The sequence below is a fragment of the Streptococcus oralis ATCC 35037 genome (assembly GCF_900637025.1).
GTDB classification, from domain to species: domain Bacteria; phylum Bacillota; class Bacilli; order Lactobacillales; family Streptococcaceae; genus Streptococcus; species Streptococcus oralis.
Genome location: NZ_LR134336.1, coordinates 317,939 through 343,031 on the forward strand (window position 1 = coordinate 317,939; position 25,093 = coordinate 343,031).

Annotated in this window: 23 protein-coding genes and 1 riboswitch; of the genes, 13 read left to right on the forward strand and 10 right to left on the reverse strand. The window is 41.4% G+C overall.

All coding sequences use genetic code 11. The annotated features are described in order from the left end of the window. Window positions 1-118: 118 nt before the first annotated feature. From EL140_RS01620 to EL140_RS01630, 3 genes are read right to left on the reverse strand one after another with little or no spacing between them, the layout of a single operon-like run. Entirely contained in the window at window positions 119-736 is a 618-nt protein-coding gene (locus EL140_RS01620) for a hypothetical protein (protein ID WP_000800854.1), read from the reverse strand. After that, window positions 733-1,902: a P-loop NTPase fold protein gene (locus EL140_RS01625; RefSeq protein WP_000874912.1), complete on the reverse strand. Its 1,170-nt coding sequence runs from the start codon at window positions 1,900-1,902 to the stop codon at window positions 733-735. Before EL140_RS01625 ends, EL140_RS01620 begins: the two co-directional genes overlap by 4 nt. A 3-nt stretch (window positions 1,903-1,905) precedes the next feature. Continuing rightward, the gene (locus tag EL140_RS01630; protein WP_000896440.1) at window positions 1,906-2,265 is read right to left on the reverse strand and encodes a hypothetical protein; all 360 of its coding nucleotides are present in this window, start codon (window positions 2,263-2,265) and stop codon (window positions 1,906-1,908) included. Window positions 2,266-2,494: 229 nt separating this feature from the next. Here EL140_RS01630 and EL140_RS01635 point away from each other — a divergent pair, with 229 nt between their 5' ends. Continuing rightward, a complete protein-coding gene (locus tag EL140_RS01635) occupies window positions 2,495-3,034 on the forward strand; it encodes a hypothetical protein (protein ID WP_001085648.1) in 540 nt (179 codons plus the stop codon). 25 nt (window positions 3,035-3,059) lie between these two features. Here the strand turns inward: EL140_RS01635 and EL140_RS01640 are convergent, their stop codons facing one another. Further along, window positions 3,060-3,407 (reverse strand): helix-turn-helix domain-containing protein, encoded by a 348-nt coding sequence (locus EL140_RS01640; RefSeq protein ID WP_000835676.1) that lies wholly within the window; start codon window positions 3,405-3,407, stop codon window positions 3,060-3,062. A gap of 207 nt (window positions 3,408-3,614) precedes the next feature. On the opposite strand from EL140_RS01640, the gene EL140_RS01645 reads away from it, so the two are divergent. From EL140_RS01645 to tig, 6 genes are all read left to right on the forward strand, one after another. Continuing rightward, window positions 3,615-6,134, forward strand: a complete 2,520-nt coding sequence (locus tag EL140_RS01645; protein ID WP_000734390.1) for an SEC10/PgrA surface exclusion domain-containing protein — start codon at window positions 3,615-3,617, stop codon at window positions 6,132-6,134. Window positions 6,135-6,487: 353 nt separating this feature from the next. Then, entirely contained in the window at window positions 6,488-7,186 is a 699-nt protein-coding gene (gene liaF / locus EL140_RS01650) for a cell wall-active antibiotics response protein LiaF (protein ID WP_000714491.1), read from the forward strand. Further along, window positions 7,183-8,181, forward strand: a complete 999-nt coding sequence (locus EL140_RS01655) for an envelope stress sensor histidine kinase LiaS (RefSeq protein ID WP_000744931.1) — start codon at window positions 7,183-7,185, stop codon at window positions 8,179-8,181. The genes liaF and EL140_RS01655 overlap by 4 nt, the downstream gene beginning before the upstream one ends. Window positions 8,182-8,191: 10 nt before the next feature. Then, entirely contained in the window at window positions 8,192-8,824 is a 633-nt protein-coding gene (locus EL140_RS01660) for a response regulator (protein WP_000698402.1), read from the forward strand. Beyond that, entirely contained in the window at window positions 8,825-9,481 is a 657-nt protein-coding gene (locus tag EL140_RS01665; RefSeq protein WP_000050041.1) for a DNA alkylation repair protein, read from the forward strand. Window positions 9,482-9,571: 90 nt separating this feature from the next. Then, window positions 9,572-10,855 carry a trigger factor gene (gene tig / locus EL140_RS01670; RefSeq protein ID WP_000116506.1) on the forward strand — a complete coding sequence of 428 codons (1,284 nt, stop codon included), beginning with the start codon at window positions 9,572-9,574 and terminating at the stop codon, window positions 10,853-10,855. A gap of 47 nt (window positions 10,856-10,902) precedes the next feature. Here tig and recD2 read toward each other — a convergent pair whose 3' ends face one another. The 3 genes from recD2 to rnhC form a co-directional block, all read right to left on the reverse strand. Next, window positions 10,903-13,272: an SF1B family DNA helicase RecD2 gene (gene recD2 / locus EL140_RS01675; RefSeq protein ID WP_000454456.1), complete on the reverse strand. Its 2,370-nt coding sequence runs from the start codon at window positions 13,270-13,272 to the stop codon at window positions 10,903-10,905. 129 nt (window positions 13,273-13,401) lie between these two features. Continuing rightward, entirely contained in the window at window positions 13,402-14,016 is a 615-nt protein-coding gene (gene lepB / locus EL140_RS01680) for a signal peptidase I (RefSeq protein WP_001083991.1), read from the reverse strand. A gap of 3 nt (window positions 14,017-14,019) precedes the next feature. Then, entirely contained in the window at window positions 14,020-14,901 is an 882-nt protein-coding gene (gene rnhC / locus EL140_RS01685; protein WP_000146906.1) for a ribonuclease HIII, read from the reverse strand. 86 nt (window positions 14,902-14,987) lie between these two features. Between rnhC and zapA the strand changes: the two genes are divergently transcribed. From zapA to EL140_RS01715, 6 genes are all read left to right on the forward strand, one after another. Next, window positions 14,988-15,290, forward strand: coding sequence for a cell division protein ZapA (gene zapA / locus EL140_RS01690; RefSeq protein WP_000002028.1), 303 nt, complete (start codon window positions 14,988-14,990; stop codon window positions 15,288-15,290). Further along, window positions 15,287-15,835: a CvpA family protein gene (locus EL140_RS01695; RefSeq protein ID WP_000623532.1), complete on the forward strand. Its 549-nt coding sequence runs from the start codon at window positions 15,287-15,289 to the stop codon at window positions 15,833-15,835. The genes zapA and EL140_RS01695 overlap by 4 nt, the downstream gene beginning before the upstream one ends. Window positions 15,836-15,935: 100 nt before the next feature. After that, window positions 15,936-18,272 (forward strand): endonuclease MutS2, encoded by a 2,337-nt coding sequence (locus EL140_RS01700; protein ID WP_001092924.1) that lies wholly within the window; start codon window positions 15,936-15,938, stop codon window positions 18,270-18,272. 168 nt (window positions 18,273-18,440) lie between these two features. Further along, window positions 18,441-18,529: riboswitch (glycine riboswitch) on the forward strand. 89 nt (window positions 18,530-18,618) lie between these two features. Beyond that, entirely contained in the window at window positions 18,619-19,941 is a 1,323-nt protein-coding gene (locus EL140_RS01705) for an alanine/glycine:cation symporter family protein (protein ID WP_000891439.1), read from the forward strand. A 130-nt stretch (window positions 19,942-20,071) separates the two neighbouring features. Then, window positions 20,072-20,620 (forward strand): carboxymuconolactone decarboxylase family protein, encoded by a 549-nt coding sequence (locus tag EL140_RS01710; RefSeq protein WP_000206774.1) that lies wholly within the window; start codon window positions 20,072-20,074, stop codon window positions 20,618-20,620. Between the two features lie 110 nt (window positions 20,621-20,730). Continuing rightward, window positions 20,731-21,630: a TDT family transporter gene (locus tag EL140_RS01715; protein ID WP_000735934.1), complete on the forward strand. Its 900-nt coding sequence runs from the start codon at window positions 20,731-20,733 to the stop codon at window positions 21,628-21,630. 23 nt (window positions 21,631-21,653) lie between these two features. Here EL140_RS01715 and serS read toward each other — a convergent pair whose 3' ends face one another. The 3 genes from serS to EL140_RS01730 all read right to left on the reverse strand — a co-directional run bounded on the left by serS (window position 21,654) and on the right by EL140_RS01730 (window position 24,880). Next, complete coding sequence (gene serS, locus EL140_RS01720) at window positions 21,654-22,928, reverse strand: serine--tRNA ligase (protein WP_000884213.1); 1,275 nt, start codon at window positions 22,926-22,928, stop codon at window positions 21,654-21,656. A gap of 213 nt (window positions 22,929-23,141) precedes the next feature. After that, window positions 23,142-23,513, reverse strand: a complete 372-nt coding sequence (locus EL140_RS01725) for a DUF956 family protein (RefSeq protein WP_000079376.1) — start codon at window positions 23,511-23,513, stop codon at window positions 23,142-23,144. Window positions 23,514-23,515: 2 nt separating this feature from the next. After that, the gene (locus tag EL140_RS01730; protein WP_000869637.1) at window positions 23,516-24,880 is read right to left on the reverse strand and encodes an aspartate kinase; all 1,365 of its coding nucleotides are present in this window, start codon (window positions 24,878-24,880) and stop codon (window positions 23,516-23,518) included. Window positions 24,881-25,093: the final 213 nt, after the last annotated feature.

The following is a 25,093-nucleotide window of genomic DNA, read 5'->3' on the forward strand; positions in this document are numbered from 1 at the left end:
TCTTGTCTTTGATGTTGTGTAAAGGTAATACTAGCTTTACACAACACCCTAGACATATAACTAGTCGCGTATATGTGCTGGCGTACCTGCCTACCTTCGGTAGCAGTACACCGCACTATTAACCATCATTATTTTTAATAGGATAGACTTCACCAATATTACATTTAGCAACAGATGAAAAATTTTTACCTTCAGGGTCTCTAATAATATCGTTGAATTGATAATCTTTATCTAAATAATTTAATTCCTTTTTTATCTTTGGAAATAATTTTTCAATAATATCAGCACTTTCATTATTTGAGGGCAATCTTCCATTTAATACTGCACAATCTTTATAATAAGTGACAGTCAATGCTTTTAATGAACGATTGGCTTTCTTTACAATGACTTGTTTTGTATTCGAATAACGTGAAGATTCTTCCATTGACGGCTCTACATTGATGTGAGTACAATAACGACGAATTTTCCTAGTAGCTAGATAGGATTTGATGCTATTGATGAAAGAATCAGAATCAGCACTTCTAGATATAAAATCTATACCAATTGTTATTAATAAGACAGACAATGCACTTACTGTAATTAAACGCAATATCCAAATAGACATTACAAAATAATAGAACGTTTCTAAATGAATTTGAATAATTAAAAACGTTGCTAAACGTTCTATAATAAAGAATATTAATGAAATAAAAATTGTAAAATTAATTACATTATACTTGTTCAAATAATTTTTCATGAAATTTTTTCCTTTCCGATATCATATGTTGGGGTAAGCAAGGGCATGATGTGAGTTCTGTGTTCATTATCAGTAAACTTGACAATACCTGTACCAATCCCTGTTGGAACTACAATATTATCAACGTTAGCGTTGGGTAGTAAAAATTGGCAAGTATTCGCATTTATTTCACCTAAAATAAACATGCAATTAATTTGTTCCCTGACTGCTGTATTCCCTGCAAACGCAGTTGCGTCAAAACGTTGACTGCATAAAATGAGCGATATTGATGTCTGTCTACCGAGAAGCGCAATAGTTCCCAGTAATTGCCCAAATGCTTCACGAGACTGCTTTGAACTTCCTTGAACCAATGCTAACAGCTCATCTATTACAATATAAATGCGTTCGAACTTAGTATCTGGTTTTGTTAATAATATCTCTCCTCGTTCATAAATCTTTCTGATGATTTTTGATAAAGTCTCATTCACTACAGTCAGGAAGCTGTTCAAATTTTCCCCCTGAGTTGGAGCTAATACTTCCAAACCTAATTCTTTACTTAGTAAATAAATATCCGAAAGTTTTGGGTCAACGCAAATAATTTGATTTGTGAAAGATTTTAGACAACTAATCAAATAACGTAAAAAGTGTGTCTTACCCGAACCAGATGGTCCGCTCACTGCCAAATGTGTAACCGTTTTCATAGAGATATTACAAATGTTGTTCGCCATAATTGGAAGAGAATTTTCTGAAACGTTCTGTTTAATAAAAGAAGGAAGATTATCAATCTTAAAGCGTGTTGGAATGCCATCAAGCCATGGAAAGAAGAAAGCCCGAGCTAAATTTGGATTAGTAGTATCATAAGGGACAAAGTAAGCATTGTGTTGAGGCAAGAGTGTCTTGTATGGATATAGTATTCCAGAGCATATTGCAAATATATTAAAGTAAAGTCGCGAATCAAGTGAGTACGAGACCGGGAGATTTACAATGTAAAAGAATCCCGTGTCATTGCTTGCAACTTTAATATTAAACGAACCTAAATATGATGATTCATTATTAATATCTAGAGCATTATTCAAATTTCTCAAAATGAATTGTTCTAATTCGAATTTGTTTTTACCAAATTCAACTACATCAGCAGAAGTTGCTGATGTAGCTTGATTTTGGCTTTTATTTATTAAAAAAGCCATGCCTTATTTTCCTTTCTTTTGAATACCTGTTGCCCTAAAATACAGTTGCCCGTATTGATTTTCAAAGGCTTCTAAAGTTTCAAACTCAACAATATCTCCGATATCAATCTTAGACAGGTCTGGTTTATTCTCAGGTAAAAACTTGACTTTGAAAGGATTGTGGTTGTCAGTTGCAACGTATACTTGATAAGCTTGAATGTTATCTGTCCGTTTCATTTTTTCTTTACCATTGGTAACTTCGCCAGTTTTTTCAAATTCATATTGAATTTCTAGCTGTTTACCTACTAATTTAACGAGCTCATTTGAAAGAGCTTCCTTTGCAAGGCTAACACTGTAGCCATTTAATTTTTTGTAAAATGCCATAATACGGCTCCTTTGTTATGATTATTTTGTAGCAGTTGCTTTAGCTACAATATAATCATAACAAAAATAACCGATTATAACAATAGCGAAATAGGTTTATAATCGGTTATCTTTTAACCGAGCATAATGGATTATTGACTATATATAAAATAAGTGTTATACTCTCATTAAGAAAAATAATCGGTTAGAATATAGTGCTTAATCGATTATTTAGAAACAGAGGTAAAAGATGGCTAAAAAATCTATTGAAGAAAAAATTTATAACGGAAAAACATATAGAACAAGTGCTTTTTTGAAAAAAAAGCTATATTTATCAGCGGAAAGTAGCAGAAGAATTCTTAAAGATTATGAACATAATCCTGATTTGGGAGTTAATCCTAAATTCTATGATGAAAAAATTATAAATCAAATCATAGAAGATTATGACAACAACGAATCAAAAAGGAAGAGTAAAGAAAAAAGAAAAAGAAAACTTGAAGAAGAAAGAGCATTACAAGAAAAAATTTCATTCGAAAATTATGAATCTGAACTCGTTGATGTTGCAGATTGGTTTTTAATAAATAAACGCATAGAGAAAGACCTTGTTATTGTCATGTTAAAAAATCTATTTTCAGCTATGGGCAAAAGATTTAATATGGATTTATTTAATGAAGATGTTGCAAAAGTTGAAAAATATAATCGAGCTGTTGGAGGTTATGGAATTCCAAGACCACTAGAAATTGTAGAAGCTGATGACAGATTAAATGGAGATGATGGATATTTGGAATAAAAAAATAACCGCTAAGATGTGTATCTTAGCGGTTTGGTTTTTCTTTCACAGTTTTTATTAGTAATTGGAAGGCTTCTAAGAGCTGTTCCTGACTCGTTTGTGGGAGTTGAGTTAATTGGTCAGCTAATAACTCTAGATGTGGGTTCTTTGGGGTTATACGGCTTTCAAATAGCTCTGATGGTGTGATATTAAGAGCTGTGATAATCTTTTCTAGTGTATCAATCTTTATATTTGACCCTTTTGTTTCAAGGTTGGAAATATAATCTATGCCCACACCAGCCTTTTCGCTGAGATTTTGCTGACTTAAATTTTTTTCTTTACGTATGATTCGTATTCGTTGTCCGATATACTTTTGTAAGTGAATTGATTTCATAAGCTACCTCGTTTCAATACCATGATACAAGGAAGACAACTGTAAAATAACCCATATACAAACAAAGTTTTGTCAAAATATTGTCTACAAACTAAAATTGTGTTAAAATAGTACTATAAAATATATAAAATTGCATGATATACTACATATATCATGGTTTGACTTAACAGTCAAACCAATCCTATTAGCTCTTACAAGGAGAAAATGATGAAGAAACTGAAAACCCTCACAACTTCAACAGCTATTGCGCTTGCATCAGTTGGTGGAACTGCATTTGCTCAAGAAGCTCAAGCGACTCCAGTACCTTCTAACACTGCTGTCAATGAACCTGCTCTTGTTACTAAGTCACAAGTGAAACCAGTTGAGAAAACTGAAGTTCCTGCGCCTTCTACAGTGAAGCCAGCACTTGACGCTCAAAAAGCTGTTGTGAAAGAAGCTGAAGCTAAGATTGACACAGCTAAAGCTGATGTTAAAGCAAAAGAAGCTACTGTTGCTTCAACTGAAAAAGAAGTAGCTACAGCTACTCAAGCTGTCAAAGATGCGGAAGCAACTGCTTATCAAGCAACACCTGAAAAAGTTGCTGAAGTAAAAGATGCTCAAGCTAAAAATGTTGAAGCTCAAACTGCTAACCAAAAAGCAACTGAAACTACAAACGAACAAATCAAAGCTGAAAGTAATGCCCTTGCAAAAGAACAATCAGACGTAGCAACTGCTCAAGCAAACGCTGACCAAGCTACTAAGGATGTCCAAACAGCTGAACAAGCCGTTGCAAGCACACAATCTGCTCTTGACGGAACTGGACTAGCTTCTGCTCAAAAAGATTTGACTCAAGCTCAAGCTGAAGTCAAAGAAGCAACTCAATCAGTTGCAGACGCTAAAACTGCAAAAGAAAACGCATCTAAAGAAGATGCTAACCGTGAACAAGCTATCAAATCAGCTCAAACAGATGTTAATACTAAAAATGACGCTGTTAAACTTGCAAAAGACAAACTTGCAAGCGCTACAGAACATGCTGACTCAGTTGAAAACAAATTGCAATCAGCTCAAGCTGAACTAAAATCTGCTCAAGATAAATTGGCAAATACTGGTGTTGATACAGTAACAATTGCAGACTTGACTCAGTTCAAGAAAGATAAAGCCGAAGGCGACTCAGACTTCATGACTGACTCTGGTGCTACTGTCATTGAAAACTCTTCAACAAAAATCAGTGAAACTGATAAAAACAAAATTGTTGAAATCGATAACTTGACTGAAGAACAACAAAAAGAAGTCAGCTTATACGCTGCAAAAGTGTTGACTGCAATTCATAAACAAGTTGGATTAAACGAAGTTACTGTTACAGACTCTGAACTTCGTATTGCTCGTGAACAAGCTAAGAAATATGTAGCTCGTGGAATCTCAGCAGACAAAGCTGGTCACATCAATGGTGCTTACCATGGTGAAAACATTTCGCTTGGTAATGAAACAAAATCTATGACCATGTACGAACTCAAACAAAGAGTATATGATGCAATCATGGGACAAACATTTGCTGATGCACCATCTAAATGGGGACACTCACGTAACAACTTTGTTAATAACACTGTCGGAATCGCAACAGCTAACGTAGACGGACGTTTACATATCATCTCAACTCTTGACTTAGCTGGCGGAAACGTCATCAAAGACGAAACCGACACAGCATCCCTTGAGAAAGCTGTCGAAACAGCCAAATCAAATGTTGAACAATCAACAACTGCATCAGAAAACGCTAAGAAAGCTTTAACAAAAGCTTCAACTGATTACGCAAGCGCACTTAGCTTGAAAACTGAAGCTGAAAAAGTTCTTGCTGACGCAATGGCTACACCACTTCAAGCTCAAGTTGCTGAAAACAACCTACGTTTAGCAGAAATTGCACTTGAAAATGCTAAAACTCGTGAAGCTACAGCAAGTGAAGCAGTCGCTAACTTCTCAGCAGGTCTAGCAGACAAGAAAGTTGCTCTTGAAAACGCTCAAAAAGCACTTGAAGAAGCTAAATCTGTTCAAACAACTGCGTCACAAGCTCTTGCAGAAGCTTCAGCTAAACTACAAGCTCAAGAAGATAAAGTCAACAGTTTGAAAGCACAAAGTGACAAATTGATTGCAGAAAAAGATGCTCTTGTTAAAGAAGCTAAGAAATTGGCTGAACAATTGCAAGCATATTTAGACGCACCTGCTTCTCTAGCAACTGCTAAAAAAGCTAAAACAAAAGCTGAAGCTAAACTTGAAACAGCAAAAGGTGAACTCACTACAGCACAGTCTACTCTTGAAAACTTGTTGTCTGCGTACCGTACAGAACACGCTAAGTTGGTAGATTTGCAAACAGAATATGAAGCACTCGTTGACCTTGCAGAGAAAGCTCAAGAAAACGTTGTTGCCAAATTGCCTGACGGAACAGTCATTGCTGTCCCTAAAGTTGCCCCAACTGCTGAAGCACTTCCTGAAGTCAATATTAACGAATTGCAAAAAGCTCTTGCAACTGGAAAAGAAGTAACTTTGGATGCTCAAGGAAAAGTTGTTGTGAAGGAAAAACGTGAAACATACTCAGCGCCAGCCGTTAAATCAGTAGAAAACGAAAAAATGAGTTACTCACGAGTAGAAAAAGCAAAAACTTTACCAAATACTGGAGAAAATTCAAGTGTTGCAATGTTGGTAATCGGTGCAATTCTTGGAACATTTGGAATTGTAACAGTACGTAGAAAAAATTAGAATAATAAAAAAATCTTCTTACTAAATAGGAAGATTTTTTGGATTCACAAAACTAGTTGAAAAGACTACGCTATTTAAACTAGTTTTGAGAATGAATATATAAGGATATTCAGAACCTTAGTTGGTCAACCTTTGGTCAACTTTTGTATTTTGAATATACCTTAGATTGTGACGATGTCTTGGTATATCTGATACTCACTTACATATTCTAACTTATTTTAACTAAGATAAAACTGTAGTGGGTTGAAAGAACCTAGTTTGTAGGAGCGATTTCTGTCCAATCTCCTTTTTCCATCCTCAGACCGAGGTGACTTTTCTGAATTGTGATAAAATAGAAGGGAGAGGATGCATCTATGAAAAAATTTCAAATCTTTTTATTTATTGAAGCCTGTCTGTTGACGGGAGCTCTGATTTTGATGGTATCAGAGCATTTTTCGCGTTTTCTGCTGATTCTGTTCCTCTTTTTGCTCTTGCTGCGCTATTATACAGGTAAAGAGGGCAATAATGTCTTCCTCCTTGTAACGACTATTCTTTTCTTTTTCATCGTCATGCTCAATCCCTTTGTGATTTTAGCCATCTTTGTAGCGGTGATCTACAGTCTCTTTCTTCTCTATCCAATGATGAATCAAGAAAGAGAGGAGACGGACTTGGTCTTTGAAGAGGTGGTGACGGTTAAAAATGAACGCAATCCTTGGTTTGGTAATCTCCATCATTTCTCTAGTCACCAGACCTGCCAGTTTGACGATATCAACCTCTTTCGCCTCATGGGCAAGGACACCATTCATTTGGAAAGAGTTATCCTAACCAATCATGACAATGTCATTATCCTTAGAAAGATGGTCGGAACGACTAGGATTATCGTGCCTGTAGATGTGGAAATCAGTCTCAGTGTTAACTGTCTTTATGGAGATCTTACTTTCCTCCATCAACCCAAGCGAGCCCTCCGCAATGAACACTATCATCAGGAGACCAGAGACTATCTCAAGAGTAACAAGAGTGTCAAGATTTTCCTAACTACTATGGTTGGCGATGTGGAGGTGGTCAGAGGATGAAAAAGCAATCTTATCTGTTAATCGGCCTGACTTCACTCCTCTTTATTCTCTTTTTGGCTAATAGTCTGCTTGATATTCTAAATCTTGATTGGTCCTATTTGCTACAGGATATCGAGAAAACAGAGAAACTCATCTTCTTGATCTTGGTCTTTAGCCTTTCCATGACCTTCTTTTTTGTCCTCTTTTGGCGCGTGATAGAAGAAGTCTCTCGCAGAAAAATGCAGGTCAATCTCAAGCGACTGCTAGCAGGAAAAGAGGTGGTTGCCTTTGCAGATCCAGACTTGGATGCCAGTTTTAAGTCCTTGTCTGGCAAGCTTAACCTCTTGACAGAGGCTGTTCAAAAGGCTGAAAATCAAAGCCTGGTCAAGGAAGAAGCAATCATCGAGAAAGAAAGGAAGCGGATAGCACGTGACCTGCACGATACGGTTAGTCAGGAGTTGTTTGCGGCCCATATGATTTTATCAGGTGTCAGTCAGCAGGCTTTGAAGCTGGATAGAGAAAAGATGCAGACCCAGTTGCAAGGTGTCGCAGCTATCCTAGAAACAGCCCAGAAAGATTTGCGGGTCTTGCTCCTACATTTGCGACCAGTTGAGTTGGAAGAGAAGAGTTTGATTGAGGGGATTCAAATCCTCTTAAAAGAGCTTGAGGACAAGAGTGATCTCAAGGTTAGTCTCAAGCAAAATGTGTCTAAATTGCCTAAGAAGATTGAAGAACATATCTTCCGCATTTTGCAGGAGTTGATCAGCAATACCCTTCGCCATGCCCAGGCATCTTGTCTAGATGTCTACCTCTATCAGACAGATGTTGAAGTGCAGCTGAAGGTGGTGGATAATGGGATTGGTTTCCAGTTAGGGAGTTTAGACGACTTGAGTTATGGATTGCGAAATATCAAGGAGCGGGTCGAAGATATGGCAGGAACGGTTCAACTTTTGACAGCTCCAAAGCAAGGACTGGCGGTTGATATCCGTATTCCCCTGCTAGATAAGAAATCATAAAGGAGTAGAGATGAAAATTTTACTGGTAGATGACCATGAAATGGTCCGATTGGGCTTGAAAAGCTATTTTGATCTCCAAGACGATGTGGAAGTTGTGGGCGAGGCTGCCAATGGGGCTCAAGGTATTGACTTGGCCTTGGAACTGCGTCCAGATGTCATTGTCATGGATATCGTCATGCCTGAGATGAATGGGATTGATGCAACCTTGGCCATCCTCAAAGAATGGCCTGAAGCCAAGATATTAATTGTCACCTCTTACTTGGACAATGAAAAAATCATGCCGGTCTTGAACGCTGGTGCCAAAGGCTATATGCTTAAGACTTCAAGTGCAGATGAATTGCTCCATGCTCTCCGTAAGGTGGCTGCTGGCGAGCTGGCTATTGAACAAGAGGTCAGCAAGAAGGTCGAATACCACCGTAATCATATGGAGCTTCATGAGGAGCTGACTGCGCGTGAGCGAGACGTACTTCAACTCATCGCCAAGGGCTACGAAAATCAGCGGATTGCAGATGAACTCTTTATCTCTCTCAAGACGGTCAAGACCCATGTGTCCAATATCCTTGCTAAACTTGAGGTCAGCGATCGCACCCAGGCGGCGGTCTATGCCTTCCAGCACCACTTGGTCGGGCAGGAGGACTTTTAGATGAGTCTTGCAGATTTACTTGAGGAGCTAGAAGCAGCAAAAGACCCTAAAAAAGCAGGGCCTATGGAAGCCTATATGCGCTACCAATTTTCCTTTTTAGGTATTGCAGGTCCTGAAAGAAATGCCCTTTATAAAAAATACTTTCCAAGTGCGAAAAAAACAAAGATGATTGATTGGGATTTTGTAGATATCTGCTGGGAAAAGGAGCCAAGAGAATACCAATATGTAGCTGCCAACTATTTGAAAGCCATGCAGCCTTATCTAACGAAGGATGATTTGCCTAAGCTTGAGCGCCTGGTCGTGACCAAGTCTTGGTGGGACACGGTAGATATCCTAGATCGAGTAGTAGGAAGTTTGGTGGCTAACCATCCGGAACTTGAAGAAGTGCTTTTAAAATGGAGCCTATCAGACAATATCTGGTTGAGACGAGTCGCTATTGACCACCAGTTGTTAAGGAAAGAGAAAACAAATGTCCAACTAATGGAAAAGATCCTACTCAATAATCTGGACCAGACAGAATTTTTCATCAACAAAGCCATCGGCTGGGCTCTAAGAGACTACTCTAAAACCAATCCAGAATGGGCAGCACGTTTTATTGAAAAAAATAAGAAAAGAATGGCTGAACTTAGTATCAAGGAAGCGAGCAAGTACCTCTAGCACTATTGAAAAGCGCATTCATTACTTGAAAAAAGTCGCTATTATATGGTATAATGGACTGTATTAAAAATTTTAAGGAGAAATGACAGAATGTCTGTATCATTTGAAAACAAAGAAACAAACCGTGGTGTCTTGACTTTCACAATCTCTCAAGACCAAATCAAACCAGAATTGGACCGTGTATTTAACTCAGTAAAGAAAACTCTTAACGTTCCAGGTTTCCGTAAAGGTCACCTTCCACGCCCTATCTTCGACCAAAAATTTGGTGAAGAAGCTCTTTATCAAGATGCAATGAACGCACTTTTGCCAAACGCTTATGAAGCTGCAGTAAAAGAAGCTGGTCTTGAAGTGGTTGCTCAACCAAAAATTGACGTGACTTCAATGGAAAAAGGTCAAGACTGGGTTATCACAGCTGAAGTCGTGACAAAACCTGAAGTAAAATTGGGCGACTACAAAAACCTTGAAGTATCAGTAGATGTAGAAAAAGAAGTAACTGACGCTGACGTTGAAGAACGTATCGAACGCGAACGCAACAACTTGGCTGAATTGGTTATCAAAGAAGGCGCTGCTGAAAATGGCGACACTGTTGTGATTGACTTCGTTGGTTCTATCGATGGTGTTGAATTTGACGGTGGAAAAGGTGAAAACTTCTCACTTGGACTTGGATCAGGTCAATTCATCCCTGGTTTCGAAGACCAATTGGTAGGTCACTCAGCTGGCGAAACTGTTGATGTTGTTGTAACATTCCCAGAAGACTACCAAGCAGAAGACCTTGCAGGTAAAGAAGCTAAATTCGTAACAACTATCCACGAAGTAAAAGCTAAAGAAGTTCCAGCTCTTGATGATGAACTTGCAAAAGATATCGACGAAGAAGTGGAAACTCTTGACGAATTGAAAGAAAAATACCGCAAAGAATTGACTGCTGCGAAAGAAGAAGCTTACAAAGATGCCGTTGAAGGTGCAGCAATCGATAAAGCTGTAGAAAACGCTGAAATCGTAGAACTTCCAGAAGAAATGATCCATGAAGAAGTTCACCGTTCAGTAAATGAATTCCTTGGAAACTTGCAACGCCAAGGTATCAACCCTGACATGTACTTCCAAATCACAGGAACTACTCAAGAAGACCTTCACAAACAATACGAAGCAGAAGCTGAGTCACGTACGAAGACTAACCTTGTTATCGAAGCAGTTGCCAAGGCTGAAGGATTTGACGCTTCAGAAGAAGAAATCCAAAAAGAAATCGAGCAATTGGCGGCAGACTACAACATGGAAGTTGCACAAGTACAAAACTTGCTTTCAGCTGACATGTTGAAACACGATATCACTATCAAAAAAGCTGTTGAATTGATCACAAGCACTGCAACAGTTAAATAATCTTAAAAGAGAAAAAGCCCACCTGACTAGGTGGGTTTTCTGTTGCACTATTTTCCAAAAATCTCTTTGAGGTCTGCATCTGTAATCCCGATCATGGCTGGGATGCTAGACCAGTTTTCCTCGGTGAGGATGTAGGATTGTTCAGAGTCACTTGCTGTGGCAGTTTCAGAGAAGGCTTGTTTACTTTCTTCAATATTAGTTTCAATTAAATCACTGAAACGCTCAATCAGATAGGTCTTGCGAGCAGTCCCGATATGCTTAACTGCATAGTCAAAGGCCTGTAACTCGCCAAGAAGGATGAGCTTGCTCTTGGCTCGTGTGATAGCTGTGTAGATGAGATTGCGTTCCAGCATGCGCTTGCTAGCACTGGTGATGGGCAGGATGACAACGGGAAACTCACTTCCCTGAGACTTATGGATACTCATGGCATAGGCTAGTCGAATCTTGTACCATTCGTTACGTGGGTAGATGACCTCATTGCCATCAAAATCAATGACAATCTCGTCTTGTTTGGACTCGGTGTATTTTCCAGGAATCAGGTCTGTGATGTAGCCTAGGTCTCCGTTAAAGACATTAACTTCGGCATCGTTGACTAGGTGAATGACCTTGTCCCCTGTTCGATAGTGACACTGAGTTGCTTCAAAGTTCACTTGCCCCTTTTGCTGAGGATTGAGCAGGTCTTGCATGAGTTGGTTGATGGCGTCAATACCAGCAGTTCCTCGATACATAGGCGCTAGCACCTGAATATCTCGAGCCGGAATGCCACTTCTGAGGGCAGCACCGAGGATTTTCTCAATGGTAGCTGGGATATGGCCACTAGCAATTTCAAAGTAGGAACGGTCAGGTTTTTTCTGGGTAAAGTCGGCTGGCAAGATGCCTTGTCGAATCTGACTCGCCAAGGTAACGATAGTTGATTCTTCACTCTGACGGTAAATCCGTTCCAAGCGAGTCTGAGGAATCAGGGGTATCTGGAGCAGGTCAGCCAGGACTTGTCCGGGACTAACAGAAGGTAACTGGTCGCTATCACCTACGATGAGAATTTTACTGTTAGAAGAGATGTTGGAGAAAAGTTGGTTGGCTAGCCAAGTGTCCACCATGGAAAACTCATCTACAATGATAAAATCGGCATCCAGATAATCTTCCAGATGACTGGTATCATCGTCTCCTGTCATCCCCAAATGACGGTGTATGGTCGCGCTAGGCAAACCTGTTAATTCATTCATGCGCCGAGCCGCTCGACCAGTTGGAGCAGCGAGAAGAATCGACAGGTTGCTTTTCTTCCTGAGATCAAGCCCTTCTAAAAGGGCATAAACAGCGATAATCCCATTGATAACCGTCGTCTTACCAGTACCAGGTCCACCTGTTAGGATAAAGACCTTGTTCTGGATAGCGTCGCAGATAGCCTGTTTTTGAATGGTATCGTACTGAATCCCCAGTTCTTGCTCGACAGTAGAGATATGCTTGTGAATGGTTTCTAGATCCTGAATTTGTTTCTTTCCTTTTTCAAGGATGCGAACCAAGTGACTGCGAATGCCTTCTTCGGCGAAAAAGAGGCTGTTATCAAAGATTTTGGTATCAATCTGCTGAACCTTGTCTTCTTCGATCAAATGAGCTAATTCCTGAGCTACTTGGCTGGGATCCAGTTCCACGGGACGGGAAGATTCGAGGAGAGTCAGGGTCTGTTCCAGCAAATCTCGGGCTTCCATATAGGTATCACCCGTATCCATACATCCCTGAAAGAGACTGTGGACAAGGCCAGCACGGAAGCGTTCGGGTGCCTGACTTTCGATGCCTAGTTCGGCAGCCAATTGGTCAGCAATGGTAAAGCCCAAACCCTTGATATCTTCAACCAGTTGGTAGGGATAATTTTCAACCACATCGAGGGTTTCTTCCTTGTAAAAGTCTTGAATTTGAAAGGCCAGTTTATTGGGAATGCCGTAGTTAGCTAGTTTTGCCAAGACCATTTCTGTCCCATAGTTGAGACGGAGGGTGGAAACAAAAGCCTCACGGTTTTTTGCAGAGAGTCCTGCAATGCTTTCCAGCTTTTCAGGATGCTCCAGAATTTCGTCTATGGTATTGTCACCGTAGCTATCAACGATTTTTTGGGCCGTTTTGAGACCAATTCCCTTGAAATGACTGCTAGAAAAGTACTTGACGAGGCCCTTACTAGTTGGTTTTGCGCGTTCATAACGGTTGATCTGAAGCTGTTCCCCATACTTGGAGTGCTGAACGATTTGCCCCCAAAAAGTGTAGTCTTCCCCTTCAATCACGTCCGCCATGGTTCCGGTGACGATGATTTCAAAATCGTCAAAGTCCTCCGCATTGGTATCTTCGATATCTAGGAGGAGAATACGATAAAAATTACTGGGATTTTCAAAAATAATCCGTTCAATGGTGCCTGAAAAATAAACTTCCATAGGTTTCCTTTACATGAGTTCGTGAGAGTCGTACCCTTAGCTTCTTTCAACAAGCTAGGAGACTAAAAGGTCTTTTTCTCGCAATAGAAAAAGAGGCTGAGACTTAGCATTCTCGGCCTCTTCCTTATCTTAAAAAGTTCCGATACGGTTAAGTGGCCAGAAACGGAATTTTGCTTCGCCTTTGATATCGCTGGCCTTGAAGGTACCGACATGGCGGCTGTCGCTAGAGACTAGACGATCGTCACCAAGGAGAAGGTATTCGCCTTGAGGGACAGTAAAGCTGAATCTGGTGTTGGAATTGACATCGACCGTAAAGGCTTGTGCTTTTTGAGCAAGTTCTCTAAAGTAAACTCCCTTATTGCCTTCAAATCCTTTTCCAGTATAGGTGTTTTGCAACTTTTCTGTTTTGAACAAGTTGAGGTACTCAGCTAGGTAGGGTTCATTCGTTTCTTCACCGTTGATAAAGAGTTTGTCATTTTCGTAGCGGATGGTATCACCAGGCATACCGATAACCCTTTTGACAATGTCTTTATTTCCGTCTTCCTCATGCGCAACCACGATGTCGAAGCGGTCAATTGGGAGGTGTTTAACAACGAAGAGAACTTCTCCGTCAGCTAGGGTAGGGTCCATAGAGTGTCCTTCCACACGGACATTGCTCCAAAGAAAGATGCGGCTAAGACCGACCAGTGCGATAATCAGGAAGAAAACTCCCCATTCTTTTAGAAATGTTTTAAACGAATTCATAATTTACCTTTCTAGAAGTGCTTTGGCTTTTTCAGTGTTTTTAAAATGCAGTTTGGCACAGAAATGAAGTCCTTTCATGCCATAGGCTTGAAGGATTTTGCTGGCAACTTTATCAGATGCAGTTCCAGCGCCACTTGGCAGTTGGTAGCCCAGTTCTCGTCCAAGATTTTCCAAGTTTTCGAGGAAGAGATCACGCGCAATGATGGAGCTAACCGCAACAGCCAGGTATTTGCCCTCGGCTTTTTCTTCCAAAGTGATCTTGTTTGGAAAACGGTTGGCTTCTTGCGCCAAGTACTTGTCATAGTTTTTAGGACTTGTAAAACCATCAATCACGATTTTTTCTGGCTGGACTCCTTTTTGGAGGAGGAGAAAGATAGCCTGATTGTGAAGGGCAACTTTTACAGAAACAGCATTGTAACGCTCTCCGATAACTTCATTATACTTGCTAGGTGAAAGGAGGAGCGCTTGGTGCGAAATCTTTTCCTTGAGGATAGGGGCAATCTGACGAATCTTTTGGTCAGTCAAGGTTTTTGAATCCCCCACCCCGAGTTTTCGCAAGAAGTCGTGCTGGTCAGGTGTCACAAAGGAAGCCACAACAGCCAGCCCACCAAAGTAGGAACCATTTCCCACCTCATCAGTCCCAATCATAGGGAAATCTTGTCCACTGGTTTCCTCTACAACCTGATAGCCAAAGAAACTGGCGTAGTGCTCAGCAGCTTCGCCTTGCAGGAGGACTTTTCCAGAAGTATAGATGGAAACTGTTGCCTGAGGCAGTCTCAAAAAATAGCGAATATAAGGATTTGTACTAGAACTGAGAGCCTTCTGATACTGACTTAAAAAGCTCTGAATTTCCTGTTCACTTGGTGTGAGTGTGATACTTGCCATAGTCTCTATTGTACCACAAAAGCAGGAGAATTGGTAAAAACTGACAAAGTTAGCGAAATTTGGTATAATATCGTGAGGTGAATTTTATGGCAAATCTAAATCGATATAAGTTTACATTCGGAAAAAAGACATTAACCTTGACAACCGAGCATGACAACCTCTTTATGGAGGAAATTGCCAAGGTTGCGACTGAAAAATACCAAGCAATTAAAGAACAAATGCCTGGGGCGGATGATGAAACCATTGCGCTTCTTTTGGCGGTCAACTGTCTGTCTACACAGCTCAACCGTGAGATTGAATTTGATGACAAGGAGCAAGAGTTGTTAGAACTCCGCCACAAGTTGATTGCTGTCAAACAAGAACAGAGCAAGATTGAGGACTCCCTATGATTTCAATCCTACTCTTATTGGTTCTGGCTTGGGGCTTTTACATTGGCTACCGTAGAGGTTTGGTCCTGCAAGTTTATTATTTCCTCTTTGCAGTGATTTCAGCCTTTGTTGCGGGGCAGTTTTACAAATCACTGGGAGATCACTTCCACTTGCTTGTCCCTTATGCCAATCCTCAGGAAGGACAGGGCACCTTTTTCTTCCCTTCAGACCAGCTTTTTCATCTAGACAAGGTCTTTTATGCGGGTCTAGCCTATCTTCTAGTTTTTGGAATTTGTTATAGTATCGGACGTTTTATCGGTTTGTTCCTGCACTTGATTCCAACTAAAAAGCTCGATGTCAAATGGTTGCGTATCGGATCAGGCCTTTTATCTCTATTGGTAACCTTATTTGTCTTGCAAATGGCTCTGACCATCCTTGCAACAGTGCCTCTGGCAATCATTCAAAATTCACTCGAAAAAAGTACAGTAGCCAAACACATCATCCAAAGTGTCCCTTTTACGACAAACTTTATCAAACAACTCTGGGTGACAAATTTAATCGGATAAAAAGGGCGGGATTTTTCCTAGCCCTTTGTTTACAGATTGGACGACTAGGTCAAAACACCTAGTTGCTATAATCTTGTAAACCAGCATACAAGGAAAAAATATGAATACAAAAATACTAGAAACCTTAGAATTTAATAAAATCAAGGCCTTGTTTGAACCGCATCTTTTGACAGAACAAGGACTAGAGGAGTTAAAAGGCTTGGCCCCAACTGCCAAGGTGGATAAAATCAAGCAAGCCTTTACAGAGATGGAGGAAATGCAAGCTCTATTTGTGGAGCAACCTCACTTTACCATCCTAGCGACGCGTGAGATATCAGCTGTTTGCAAGCGTCTGGAGATGGGGGCGGACCTCAACATTGAGGAGTTCCTGCTCCTCAAACGGGTCTTGCTGGCTAGCAGAGAGTTGCAAAGTTTTTATATCAATCTTGAAAATGTACGCTTGGAGCAGTTGGCGAGATGGTTTGAAAAACTGCATGAGTTCCCACACTTGCAAGGGAGTCTTCAATCTCTAAATGATGCAGGATTTATCGAAAATTTCGCCAGTGAAGAGCTAGCACGCATCCGTCGGAAAATCCATGATAGCGAGAGTCAAGTTCGAGATGTCTTGCAAGACTTACTCAAGCAAAAAGCGCAGATGTTGACGGAAGGCATAATCGCTAGCCGAAATGGCCGTCAAGTCTTACCAGTCAAGAACACCTATCGCAATAAGATTGCAGGTGTTGTCCATGACATCTCTGCTAGTGGTAATACGGTTTATATCGAGCCACGTGAGGTGGTCAAGCTGAGCGAAGAAATCGCTAGTCTGCGAGCTGATGAACGCTATGAGATGATTCGCATCCTGCAGGAACTATCGGAACGGGTTCGTCCTCATGCTGCTGAGATTGCTAATGACGCTTGGATTATCGGCCATCTGGATCTGATTCGTGCCAAGGTGCGTTTCATCCAAGAAAGACAAGCAGTTGTTCCTCAACTTTCAGAGAACCAAGAGATTCAACTCCTTCATGTTCGCCATCCTTTGGTCAAAAATGCTGTCGCGAACGATGTACACTTTGGTAAGGAATTAACGGCCATTGTCATTACAGGTCCCAATACAGGTGGGAAGACCATCATGCTCAAAACCCTGGGCTTGACTCAACTTATGGCCCAATCTGGCTTGCCAATCTTAGCTGATAAAGGAAGCCGTGTCGGTATTTTCGAGGAAATCTTCGCGGATATTGGCGATGAACAGTCTATTGAGCAGAGTTTGTCTACCTTCTCCAGCCACATGACCAATATCGTAGATATTCTTGGCAAGGTTAATCAGCACTCGCTCTTATTGCTAGATGAGCTTGGGGCAGGTACCGATCCGCAGGAAGGAGCAGCACTTGCTATGGCTATTCTGGAGGATCTTCGTCTGCGTCAGGTCAAGACCATGGCGACGACCCACTATCCAGAGCTCAAGGCCTACGGTATCGAAACAGCCTTTGTGCAAAATGCCAGTATGGAGTTTGATACAGCTAGTCTGCGTCCGACCTATCGCTTTATGCAGGGAGTTCCTGGCCGAAGCAATGCCTTTGAAATTGCCAAACGCCTGGGCTTGTCAGAGGTCATCGTAGGAGATGCCAGCCAGCAGGTCAATCAAGATAATGATGTCAATCGCATCATTGAGCAATTAGAAGAGCAAACGCTTGAAAGCCGTAAACGCTTGGACAATATCCGTGAGGTGGAGCAAGAAAACCTCAAGATGAACCGAGCACTCAAAAAACTCTATAACGAACTCAATCGTGAAAAGGAAACTGAGCTCAACAAGGCGCGTGAACAAGCTGCTGAAATTGTGGAACTCGCTCTAAATGAGAGTGACCAGATTCTCAAGAATCTTCACAGTAAGTCTCAACTCAAACCCCACGAAATCATTGAAGCCAAGGCTGAGCTGAAAAAACTGGCTCCTGAAAAAGTCGACTTGTCTAAAAACAAGGTCCTTCAAAAGGCCAAGAAAAAACGAGCTCCGAAGGTGGGGGATGATATTGTGGTCCTCAGTTATGGACAACGTGGAACCTTGACCAATCAACTTAAGGACGGCCGTTGGGAAGCCCAAGTTGGTTTGATCAAGATGACCTTGGAAGAGAAAGAATTTGACCTTGTTCAGGCCCAGCAAGAAGCCCCAGTCAAGAAAAAACAAGTCAATGTCGTGAAACGTGCATCTGGTCGTGGCCCACAAGCCAGACTGGATCTTCGTGGCAAACGGTACGAAGAGGCCATGAATGAGCTGGACGCCTTTATCGACCAAGCCCTGCTCAATAACATGGCGCAAGTCGACATCATCCACGGTATCGGTACGGGAGTCATCCGTGAGGGCGTCACCAAATACCTGCAAAGAAACAAGCATGTCAAGAGTTTCGGCTATGCTCCACAAAATGCTGGAGGCAGTGGCGCCACCATTGTAACCTTTAAAGGATAGAGAGAAGAAGGATTCACTCTTTCTGAAAAAAGAAGTGAAAAGTCAAAAAATTTCATAGAATATATTGACAAGGGCTAACTTTTCTTGTAGAATAATAAAAAATAAAATACCAACACCGAATGAAGTTTAATAGAAGTGGAGAAAGGTTTGTTTTCCATGACTGTAAATGGACGGAACTCTGGAGAGACCGTAAAGGCACCGAAGGGGCAAGGCAGGTAACTGCTCAAACTCTCAGGTAAAAGGACAGAGCTAGGATAGACCGCTTTTTGGCATTTATCTAAGCATTCCAGAGTACATGTATCTTGCATGTACTCTTTCTTTTGGGGTTGAAAGATAGGAGAAGGACATGTTAGAATTGCTTAAAGCGCTTGATGCTTTTGCTTGGGGGCCTCCCCTCTTGATCTTATTGGTCGGAACGGGTATCTATTTGACCATCCGACTGGGCCTTTTGCAGGTTACTCGTCTCCCTAAGGCCTTTCAGTTGATCTTTACCAAGGACAAGGGGCACGGCGATGTGTCGAGCTTTGCTGCTCTCTGTACGGCTCTAGCAGCCACAGTTGGTACGGGAAATATCATCGGGGTAGCGACAGCCATTAAGGTTGGAGGACCAGGGGCCCTCTTTTGGATGTGGATGGCGGCCTTCTTTGGGATGGCGACCAAATATGCCGAAGGATTGCTGGCCATCAAATACCGTACTAAGGATGCAAATGGAGCTGTAGCTGGAGGACCCATGCATTACATCCTTTTGGGGATGGGAGAAAAGTGGCGTCCACTTGCTATCTTCTTTGCCCTAGCGGGTGTATTGGTAGCCCTTCTAGGGATTGGTACCTTTACCCAAGTCAATTCAATTACAGAATCTATCCAAAATACAGCTCAAATTAATCCAGCTATCACAGCTCTCGTTTTATCTGTTTTTGTAGGGATTGCCGTCTTTGGTGGCCTCAAATCCATATCAAAAGTTTCGACAGCAGTGGTTCCTTTTATGGCTATTGTCTATATTTTAGGAACTCTTACAGTTATTCTCTTTAATATCGAGAAAATCCCAGCCACACTTGTACTGATCTTTACTTCAGCCTTTAGTCCAGCGGCTGCGGTAGGTGGTTTTGCAGGTGCCAGTATTCGGATGGCTATCCAGAATGGTGTGGCGCGAGGAGTCTTTTCTAATGAATCTGGTCTTGGTTCTGCTCCCATTGCGGCGGCTGCAGCTAAGACTAATGAGCCTGTCGAGCAAGGCTTGATTTCCATGACAGGAACCTTTATTGATACTTTGATTATCTGTACTCTGACAGGTCTGACAATCTTGGTAACTGGTGTTTGGAGTGGTGATTTGAATGGAGTTGCCTTGACCCAGTCAGCCTTTTCAACAGTTTTTTCACACTTTGGACCTGCCCTCTTGACCATCTTCCTTGTACTCTTTGCCTTTACGACGATTCTAGGATGGAACTATTACGGAGAGCGCTGTTTTGAGTTTCTCTTCGGTGTTCGTTTTATCTGGCTTTACCGTGTAGTCTTTGTAGTCATGGTCTTGTTGGGAGGATTTATCGAGTTGGATATGGTTTGGATTATCGCAGATATCGTCAATGCCTTGATGGCTTTACCAAACTTGATTGCCCTCTTAGTCTTGTCGCCAGTCGTCATTGCTGAGACTAAAAAGTATTTTAAACACTAACCCAATCACACTTTTAGTGTGATTTTTTCATTTCATAGACATTTCCTATCAAGGCGATTGAAAATATATATTATCCAAGGGGGAAATTCTATGATAGACTAAATGACAATAAAATGAAAAGAGGTTTCTTATGACAACATTTACCATCCACACAGTAGAATCAGCACCAGCAGAAGTGAAAGAAGTTCTTGAAACAGTACAAAAAGATAACAATGGCTATATTCCCAACCTAATCGGTCTCTTGGCTAACGCTCCTACCGCGCTTGAAGCCTACCGAACTGTCGGAGCCATCAACCGTCGCAATAGCTTAACACCAGTAGAGCGTGAAGTAGTGCAAATCACGGCAGCCGTAACCAATGGTTGTGCTTTCTGCGTCGCAGGTCACACAGCCTTTTCAATCAAACAAATCCAGATGAATGATGATCTTCTCCAAGCTCTCCGCAACCGTACTCCAATCGAGACAGATCCAAAACTAGATACTCTAGCTAAGTTTACCTTGGCGGTCATCAATACCAAAGGGCGTGTAGGAGATGAAGCCTTGGCTGAATTTTTGGAAGCTGGCTACACGCAACAAAATGCCTTGGATGTGGTTCTCGGTGTAAGTCTTGCCAGCCTCTGCAACTATGCCAACAACCTAGCTAATACGCCTATTAACCCAGAATTGCAACCTTATGCCTAGTTCGAATCAGAAAGAAAAAATGAAGACTGAGCAATCCAGTCTTCATTTTTCTATGCTATTTTAAGCGCTTTTATGCTATACTAATAATAACATGATTATTGGAGGCTCGGATGAAAAAGCTCCCCTTAGTATTCTCTGGCTGTTTATTAGGTTTAGCAGGTGCAGGAAATCTGATTGCAGATACTTTGCCTGTTCTGTCGCATTTATTGAGTCTGACTGGTCTAGTGTTGTGGATTTTCTTTCTTGTTGTTCATCTTTTTAATTGGGAAGAAACCAAGCAAGAATTGACCAGACCCCCTCTTTTATCTGGGATGGCCACCTTTCCCATGGCTGGGATGATTTTATCGACCTATGTCTTTCGCGTATTCCCTGCTCTTCCTATAGTAGCACAAGGAATCTGGTGGTTTTCCTTTCTCTTGGATTTGGCGTTGATTGCTACTTTCACCATCAAATTTACCTGTCCGGGTCGGAGGGTCAATGCGACTCCAAGCTGGACGGTGCTCTATGTGGGGATAGCAGTAGCGGCCTTGACCTATCCTCTGGTAGGCATTATTGAGATTGCCTATGCGACCTTGAGTTTTGGTTTTGTCTTGACCTTCTATCTCTATCCGCTTATTTATAGCGATTTAAAGAAAGATCCACTCCCAGTGGCCTTGCTTGGACAGGAAGGAATCTACTGTGCTCCCTTTTCTCTACTCTTGGCTTCTCTAGTTCGAGTTGGAGGAGCAAGCCTACCGACTTGGCTCTTGATTGTCATGATTTTGGCATCTCAATCCTTCTTTTTCTTTGTTTTAACCCGCCTACCCAATATTTTAAAACAAGGATTTCAACCAGCCTTCTCAGCCCTAACCTTCCCAACCATTATCACAGCTACTTCGCTCAAGATGGCTCAGGGAATTTTGAAACTTCCATTCCTGGATTATCTGGTATTGGCTGAAACGGTTATTTGCCTCACTATTTTATTCTTTGTCTTGGGTGCTTATCTGATTTGGTTACGAAAAAAGGTCTAGCTAGAAATAGCTAGACCTTATTTTTATGGTTTGATAACTTCAGCTCCACCCATATATGGACGAAGAGCTTCTGGAATGGTTACAGAACCATCTGCGTTTTGATAGTTTTCAAGAATGGCAGCCACTGTACGTCCAACTGCAAGTCCAGAACCATTCAAAGTGTGAAGGAGTTTCACCTTGCCATCGGCTTCATCACGGTAACGGATTTGGGCACGACGAGCTTGGAAATCTTCTGTATTTGAACAGCTTGAGATTTCACGATAGGTATTTTGGGCTGGAATCCAAACTTCCAAGTCATAAGTCTTGGCAGCTGAGAAGCCCATATCTCCAGTAGAGAGCGCAACGACACGGTATGGAAGGTTGAGTTTTTGAAGAATATTTTCAGCGTTGGCTGTCATCTTTTCCAATTCTTCGTAAGATTCTTCTGGTTTGGCAAATTTGACCATTTCAACCTTGTGGAATTGGTGCAAACGAATCAAGCCACGTGTATCACGACCAGCAGAACCAGCTTCAGAACGGAATGATGGACTCATAGCGGTAAAGTAGATTGGTAGATCTTTACCGTCAAGGATTTCATCACGGTAGTAGTTTGTTAGAGGCACTTCAGCTGTAGGAATGAGGACATAATTAGTGTCTTTCAATTCAAAAGTATCTTCCTTGAATTTTGGATATTGACCAGTACCAAACATAGAGTCATGGTTAACCATGTAAGGCGTGATGACTTCCGTATAGCCCTCTTTACCATGCTCATCCAACATGAAGTTGTAGATAGCACGTTCTAAACGAGCACCGAGGCCTTTATAGAAGAGAAAACGAGCGCCCGTTACTTTTCCACCACGTTCCCAGTCAAGGATACCCAAGTCTTCACCAAGATCCCAGTGAGCTTTTGGCTCGAAGTCAAACTCGCGTGGGCTACCCCAACGGCGGACTTCCACATTGTCATCTTCATCAGCTCCGATAGGAACACTGTCAGCAGGGATATTTGGAAGAGTAGTGGTAAATTCTGTTAATTTAGCATCGATGTCTGCCAACTCAGCATCCAAGGCTTTGACTTCAGCAGATAGGGTTTGCATCGCAGCAATCTTGTCATCGGCATTTTCCTTGTTGCGCTTGGCTTGGGCAATCTCAGCAGAAACTGTGTTACGTTCTGCTTTTAGAGTTTCAACCTTGACCAAGATGTCACGACGTTTAGCATCGATTTCTTTCATCTCATTTAAGATAGCAGCATCTACACCACGTGTAGCTAATTTTTCAGCAACAGCATCAAAATCTGTACGAATACGTTTAATATCTAACATAAGAACTCCTTTATGAAAAAAACACACCTGACAAAGTGTTGGAGTGGCAGGGCCACGGTTCCATCCAACTTCACAGGTGTGCACTTGATTATATATGTAATTGTTACTAACGGTAGAATTTCACCTATCCCTCCTATCTGCTCGCAGCACCCGCAGACTTTCTGAAAGAAGGAGATAACCTACTTATCCGTTGCTATGATTATACTAAAGTTTCTACTTTTTTGCAAATAGATTTTTAAGTTTTTGTCCAATGGTCTGGAGTAGAGTCGGAAGTTTCACAACCTTTTCGTTTCCTAATTTTTCCCGAGCGATTTTGAGGATAGCTCCAGAGTCTTTTGAAGCAAAGAGGAATTTTCCTTGATCGGTGAAGACTTCAAAGTGGCGGCTGATCTTGCGACCACTTACGTTGGCTCCGATTTGCTGAATGCTGGACCAGGGGATTTGAATATATTGTTCGACATTGACATCAGGATAAAACTCTAAGGCTTGATCCCCGATTAAAAATTTTCCAACTTTTCCAGAGATAGAGAGGTAAGATGTCCCAGTGGTTTGGAGGTCAATGACTTGATTGAGTGATTGGGCCATGATTAGTCTTCCTTACTTTCACCGAAAAAGGCATGATAGAGAGCCTTGATAGCTGCTTTTTCTTGCTCTTTATTGACAACAAACATGATGGAAACTTCACTTGAACCTTGGGACATCATCTGGATGTTGATTTTATTCTCAGACAAAGCACGTGTTGCAGTAGCAGTTACCCCGATATGGCTCTTCATCTTTTCTCCGACAATCATAATGATGGAAAGGTCATGTTCGATTTCAGCATGGTCCACTTCAGCCTTTTGAACGAGTTGACGTAGAATTTCTTCTTCTTTGATAGGAGTTAATTCACGAGAGCGGAGGATGATTGAAAGATCGTCAATACCTGTAGGCATGTGTTCCCAACCGATATTGAGGTCCTCAAGGATTTGAAGAACCTTGCGACCAAACCCGACTTCGCGGTTCATGAGGTATTTTGACATGTTGATGCTGACGAATCCTGAGTCACCCGCAATTCCTACTACAGGGAATTTATCACTACTATGTTCTAAAACAATGCGTGTTCCTGGGTGGTCAGGGTTGTTGGTATTCTTGATGACAAGAGGAATTTTTCCGCGGTAAGCGGGTAGAAGAGCTTCGTCATGAAGAACTGAAAATCCAGCGTAAGCCAACTCACGCATTTCACGGTAGGTTAATTCAGGAATGGAGTGTGGTTGGTGGATAATACCAGGATGGGCAGCAAAGATACCATCTACGTCTGTAAAGTTCTCATAGAGATCAGCCTTAACACCTGCTGCAATGATAGAACCTGTGATATCTGAACCTCCACGTGAAAAAGTACAGATTTGATTTTCCTTAGTCACACCAAAGAAACCAGGGATGACAAGGACTTCGGTGCTATCAGCCAAGCCTTCAATCTTGTCATAACTAGATGGAATGATACGTGCGTTTCCAGGTTCACTTGTGACAACAATTCCAGCTTCTCTTGGGTGAACATAGCGTGCATCGATACCGTTTTGGTTAAAGTAGGCTGCAATCAATTTGGCATTGTTATTTTCTCCAGCCGCTAGGAAGGTATCATAGAGAAATTCATTGTCCTCTATAGGAAGAGTTGCCAAGGCCCGAATACTTTTAGAGATTTTTTCTAAAACAGCAGGTTTTAACCCTAGTTCACTAACCATAGCGGCATAACGGTCAATGATCCAGCTTTGGCTAGCACTGATGTCATTTCCAGCCACGTAGTCGCGATAGTATTTAATCAAGGCATCAGTTACCTTGGTATCTTCAGCATTGCGTTTTCCGGGTGCAGAAACGACTACAAAACGGCGTTCTTTATCACTTTTAACGATATTTAAGACTTTTTCTAACTGACCAGCAGAGGCAAGCGAGCTTCCGCCAAATTTTACAACCTTCATAAGGACTCCTCAAGTAAGTATTTTATACGATTATAGCAGAAAGAGGGGCATTTTTCAATGAAGAAAATAACTTCCTATTATAATAGAAGAAAACACTAACTTATTCTGAAAAGCGATAACGGTTTAAAAGTAAGTGTGTAAAATTTCTCTCACATTCATAATGAATGGGAAAATAATCAGCTGAGACACTTTCCTTTAGTTTTTCCTTGCCTC

Excerpts from the sequence above, each read along its gene's own strand:
- EL140_RS01620 (WP_000800854.1), bottom strand. The coding sequence starts at position 736 with ATGAAAAATTATTTGAACAAGTATAATGTAATTAATTTTACAATTTTT.
- EL140_RS01625 (WP_000874912.1), bottom strand. The coding sequence starts at position 1,902 with ATGGCTTTTTTAATAAATAAAAGCCAAAATCAAGCTACATCAGCAACT.
- EL140_RS01630 (WP_000896440.1), bottom strand. The coding sequence starts at position 2,265 with ATGGCATTTTACAAAAAATTAAATGGCTACAGTGTTAGCCTTGCAAAG.
- EL140_RS01635 (WP_001085648.1), top strand. The coding sequence starts at position 2,495 with ATGGCTAAAAAATCTATTGAAGAAAAAATTTATAACGGAAAAACATAT.
- EL140_RS01640 (WP_000835676.1), bottom strand. The coding sequence starts at position 3,407 with ATGAAATCAATTCACTTACAAAAGTATATCGGACAACGAATACGAATC.
- EL140_RS01645 (WP_000734390.1), top strand. The coding sequence starts at position 3,615 with ATGAAGAAACTGAAAACCCTCACAACTTCAACAGCTATTGCGCTTGCA.
- liaF (WP_000714491.1), top strand. The coding sequence starts at position 6,488 with ATGAAAAAATTTCAAATCTTTTTATTTATTGAAGCCTGTCTGTTGACG.
- EL140_RS01655 (WP_000744931.1), top strand. The coding sequence starts at position 7,183 with ATGAAAAAGCAATCTTATCTGTTAATCGGCCTGACTTCACTCCTCTTT.
- EL140_RS01660 (WP_000698402.1), top strand. The coding sequence starts at position 8,192 with ATGAAAATTTTACTGGTAGATGACCATGAAATGGTCCGATTGGGCTTG.
- EL140_RS01665 (WP_000050041.1), top strand. The coding sequence starts at position 8,825 with ATGAGTCTTGCAGATTTACTTGAGGAGCTAGAAGCAGCAAAAGACCCT.
- tig (WP_000116506.1), top strand. The coding sequence starts at position 9,572 with ATGTCTGTATCATTTGAAAACAAAGAAACAAACCGTGGTGTCTTGACT.
- recD2 (WP_000454456.1), bottom strand. The coding sequence starts at position 13,272 with ATGGAAGTTTATTTTTCAGGCACCATTGAACGGATTATTTTTGAAAAT.
- lepB (WP_001083991.1), bottom strand. The coding sequence starts at position 14,016 with ATGAATTCGTTTAAAACATTTCTAAAAGAATGGGGAGTTTTCTTCCTG.
- rnhC (WP_000146906.1), bottom strand. The coding sequence starts at position 14,901 with ATGGCAAGTATCACACTCACACCAAGTGAACAGGAAATTCAGAGCTTT.
- zapA (WP_000002028.1), top strand. The coding sequence starts at position 14,988 with ATGGCAAATCTAAATCGATATAAGTTTACATTCGGAAAAAAGACATTA.
- EL140_RS01695 (WP_000623532.1), top strand. The coding sequence starts at position 15,287 with ATGATTTCAATCCTACTCTTATTGGTTCTGGCTTGGGGCTTTTACATT.
- EL140_RS01700 (WP_001092924.1), top strand. The coding sequence starts at position 15,936 with ATGAATACAAAAATACTAGAAACCTTAGAATTTAATAAAATCAAGGCC.
- EL140_RS01705 (WP_000891439.1), top strand. The coding sequence starts at position 18,619 with ATGTTAGAATTGCTTAAAGCGCTTGATGCTTTTGCTTGGGGGCCTCCC.
- EL140_RS01710 (WP_000206774.1), top strand. The coding sequence starts at position 20,072 with ATGACAACATTTACCATCCACACAGTAGAATCAGCACCAGCAGAAGTG.
- EL140_RS01715 (WP_000735934.1), top strand. The coding sequence starts at position 20,731 with ATGAAAAAGCTCCCCTTAGTATTCTCTGGCTGTTTATTAGGTTTAGCA.
- serS (WP_000884213.1), bottom strand. The coding sequence starts at position 22,928 with ATGTTAGATATTAAACGTATTCGTACAGATTTTGATGCTGTTGCTGAA.
- EL140_RS01725 (WP_000079376.1), bottom strand. The coding sequence starts at position 23,513 with ATGGCCCAATCACTCAATCAAGTCATTGACCTCCAAACCACTGGGACA.
- EL140_RS01730 (WP_000869637.1), bottom strand. The coding sequence starts at position 24,880 with ATGAAGGTTGTAAAATTTGGCGGAAGCTCGCTTGCCTCTGCTGGTCAG.